The sequence below is a fragment of the Microvirga massiliensis genome, from assembly GCF_001006805.1.
In the GTDB taxonomy this organism is placed as follows: domain Bacteria; phylum Pseudomonadota; class Alphaproteobacteria; order Rhizobiales; family Beijerinckiaceae; genus Microvirga; species Microvirga massiliensis.
The window spans coordinates 34,378-37,109 of the sequence record NZ_LN811376.1; the positions used below are offsets into that span (position 1 = coordinate 34,378).

Below are 2,732 nucleotides of genomic sequence, written 5' to 3' on the forward strand. Positions count from 1 at the left end.
CTAGGCCCTCGTAGGGCTTGAAGACGTCCTTCGCGACGCTGGTGTAGAGCTCGCTAAACTTGGTTGCTTGAGCAACGAAGCCGTCATAGGCGCTCTTGAGGTAGTCGGTCTGGATCTCGATGGCCTTGTCGAGGGTCTTGACACCGAGCAGCCTCTCCAGGGTTGCTGTGCTGTGCTCGAAGCTCTTCTTGGCGTAGTCGGTCGCCTCGGCGCCGATCGCCTGAACGCCTCTGCTCGCGGCCTCGAAGCTCTTTAAAGAGGCTTCGACGCTGTCCTGACCGAATTTCTGAATGGGCTCAAACTGCTGGTTCATGCTTTTCCCCACGGGCCGAAGGCACCGCCTCTGTCTCTTGAGTGCGCGTCCCCGGAGGGGTTCAGCGCGGCGAGTGATCTTCATATTGTGCACTGCACAATAAAAGTCAAGAAAATTGTGCAGTGCAACATTACTTGGCCGTCGGGTCGAAAACCTCCACGGACTTGTCACGGGAAGGCTGACGACCTGAGCTTCCCGATGGGAGAGTGAGGGATGCAGCCGATCTCCTACGCCCGTCACCAGTTCCCGTCCGGGCTCATCCGGCACCCCATCTAGCTCTATCTCCGATTCACCCTTAGCTGCTGTGATGTGGAGAAACTCCTAGCTGAGCGAGGACCCGAGATCCCGTACGAGACCGCCCGACGGTGGGTCCTCAAGTTCGGCTCTGTCGTCGCTATAAACCTGCGCCGTCTGCGGCCTCGACCCGCAAACACCTAGCACTTGGATGAGATGGTGATCTCAATCCCGGGATGGCGCATGTATCTGTGGCGCGCTGTCGACAGTGAAGGCGAGATCCTCGACCTGCTCGTGCAGCCGCGCCGGGACAGGTCTGCCGCCCTGAGGCTCATGCGCAAGCTTCTGAAGAAGCAGGGCTATGCTCCGCGCTTGCTCGTGACCAACAAATTGGCTTCCTATGCTTGTGCGCGGCGGGAGCTCGGTCTGTCCGCGTGCCATGAGCAGGATCTCGGCAAGAACAACGGAGCAGAAAACTCGCACCAGGTGGTACGACGTGAGCGCAAGATGCAGGGCTTCAAGTCAGCTGGCGTAGCCCAGCACTTCCTCTCCACCCACTCTGCAGTCCACAGCTCGTTCAACCTGCAGTATCACCTCATCTCCCGGCGCACGCTGCGCCTGTTCAGAACCGATGCGGCGAAGCAATGGAGGCGTGCGACCGCTGCTGCCTGAGCGACACCTCATCTGCCGCTAAATTGCGCTCCGCTCAGGTTCCCGTGACAATGCCCGCCCGAGGATGTATGCGTCGGAAGCGCCTCCTGTGTTCACGTTTACAGTCTCGTGGCCGGAACGAGGTGAGTGCTCACGCCAGCCACAACGACCCGCTCGATCCTGCAACGACCGCGCGGACAAGCAGGCTCCTCGCCATGGGCGGGCCTCGGCCGCAAACCTGTGCACTGCCCCCTCGCGCATCGCTTCTTGATATTAAAACGAAGAACGGCTCGGCCCGTTTTGCTCTATGCTGCATTGCAGCACCGTGGTAGGCCTTTCCCTAAGGTGAGTCGGGCCCGCTGATGGGAGGCTCGCCTAATCGAATTGCGCCCTGTGCCGGGCGTGGGCTGTTGGCCCTAGTGCATACGCCCCGAGTACCGTTTTCGTGGCGCCCTGACTGCATTGACATGCCTGCCTGTCGTGGCGCCCTCGTGTGCTTTTCTGGTCCATGGAGAAACAGATGACAACTATTCGGCAACTCATCCAGACCACGCCGACAAAAGCGAATGAGCTTTTCGCCAAGCTCGCCGAGACCTCGGAAAGCGCCATCAAGACACGCGCGAGGTTGTTGGCTGATCTCAAGGAGGAGTTGGAACTCCTGACCGAGCTCGAGGAGAAGCACCTCTTTCCCGTCCTGCGGAAGCACAAGCAAACCAAGGATCTCGTCGCCGACGCGATCGGCGACAACAAACAGATGCGCAAGCTCCTGGCCGAACTCGACAGGACTCCACCGGAGAGCGAGGAGTTCGGCGGCAAGGTCGCGGAGCTGCGACGCGTTTTCCAGCAGCATGTGCGAGACGAGAAGAAGGAGCTGCTGCCGGCCGTCCTCAAGGCGCTGAGCGACGAGGAAGCCCAGGCCATCGTCGAGAGCATTGAGGATCGAAAGGCCGAGATCGAGGAGGAGAGGCGCGCGGAAGCCGAGGAGCGCCGGGCCGCAGCGCGTCAGGAGCGCGAAGAGGCCGAGAAGGTGCAGCAGGCCGCCGAGACCGTTGTGGCGAGCCTCTGGGCAGGCCCGCAAGCCGCCCAGCAGACCGCCCGGACCGCTCAGGACGCGGTTCGAACGGGGCTCGACACCATGACGGAGGTCGCGCAGCGCACGTCCGACCAGACCATCGAGATGCTCAACCGCACGGGGGAACAGGCCCAGGATCTCGCGCAGCAGTCATCACAAAACCTCAGGGCGATGGCTGAGACAGGCAACGTCCTGGCCCGTGGCTTCCAGGATCTGTCCCAGGAATGGTTCAAGCTGGTGCAGGAGCGCCTGCAAAAGAACCTCGACGGGTTCACCGCCCTGACGCGCTGCCAGTCGGTTCCGGAGTTGATGACCGTTCAGAGCGCGTTCATGCGTGAGCGGCTGCGCGAGACGATCGACAGCGCGCAGAGGATGGCCGTAGTCTCAACACGGGTCGCAGACGAGGCTGCCAGAACGATTGCTGCGCAGAGGCCGAACAATACTCAGCGGGGTGCCGCCTAG

At 61.6% G+C, this 2,732-nt stretch carries 2 protein-coding genes and 1 pseudogene; 2 read left to right on the forward strand and 1 reads right to left on the reverse strand.

What is annotated here, in order from left to right; genetic code table 11:
- On the reverse strand, positions 1-313 hold a 313-nt coding region (locus tag BN1233_RS41345), incomplete at its 3' end, for a phasin family protein (RefSeq protein ID WP_046869511.1).
- Positions 314-526: 213 nt separating this feature from the next.
- Between BN1233_RS41345 and BN1233_RS41350 the strand changes: the two are divergent.
- Both BN1233_RS41350 and BN1233_RS46495 read left to right on the forward strand, forming a co-directional pair.
- Positions 527-1,219 (forward strand): annotated as a pseudogene (locus tag BN1233_RS41350) (IS6 family transposase).
- A gap of 499 nt (positions 1,220-1,718) precedes the next feature.
- Entirely contained in the window at positions 1,719-2,732 is a 1,014-nt protein-coding gene (locus tag BN1233_RS46495; RefSeq protein WP_082145965.1) for a phasin family protein, read from the forward strand.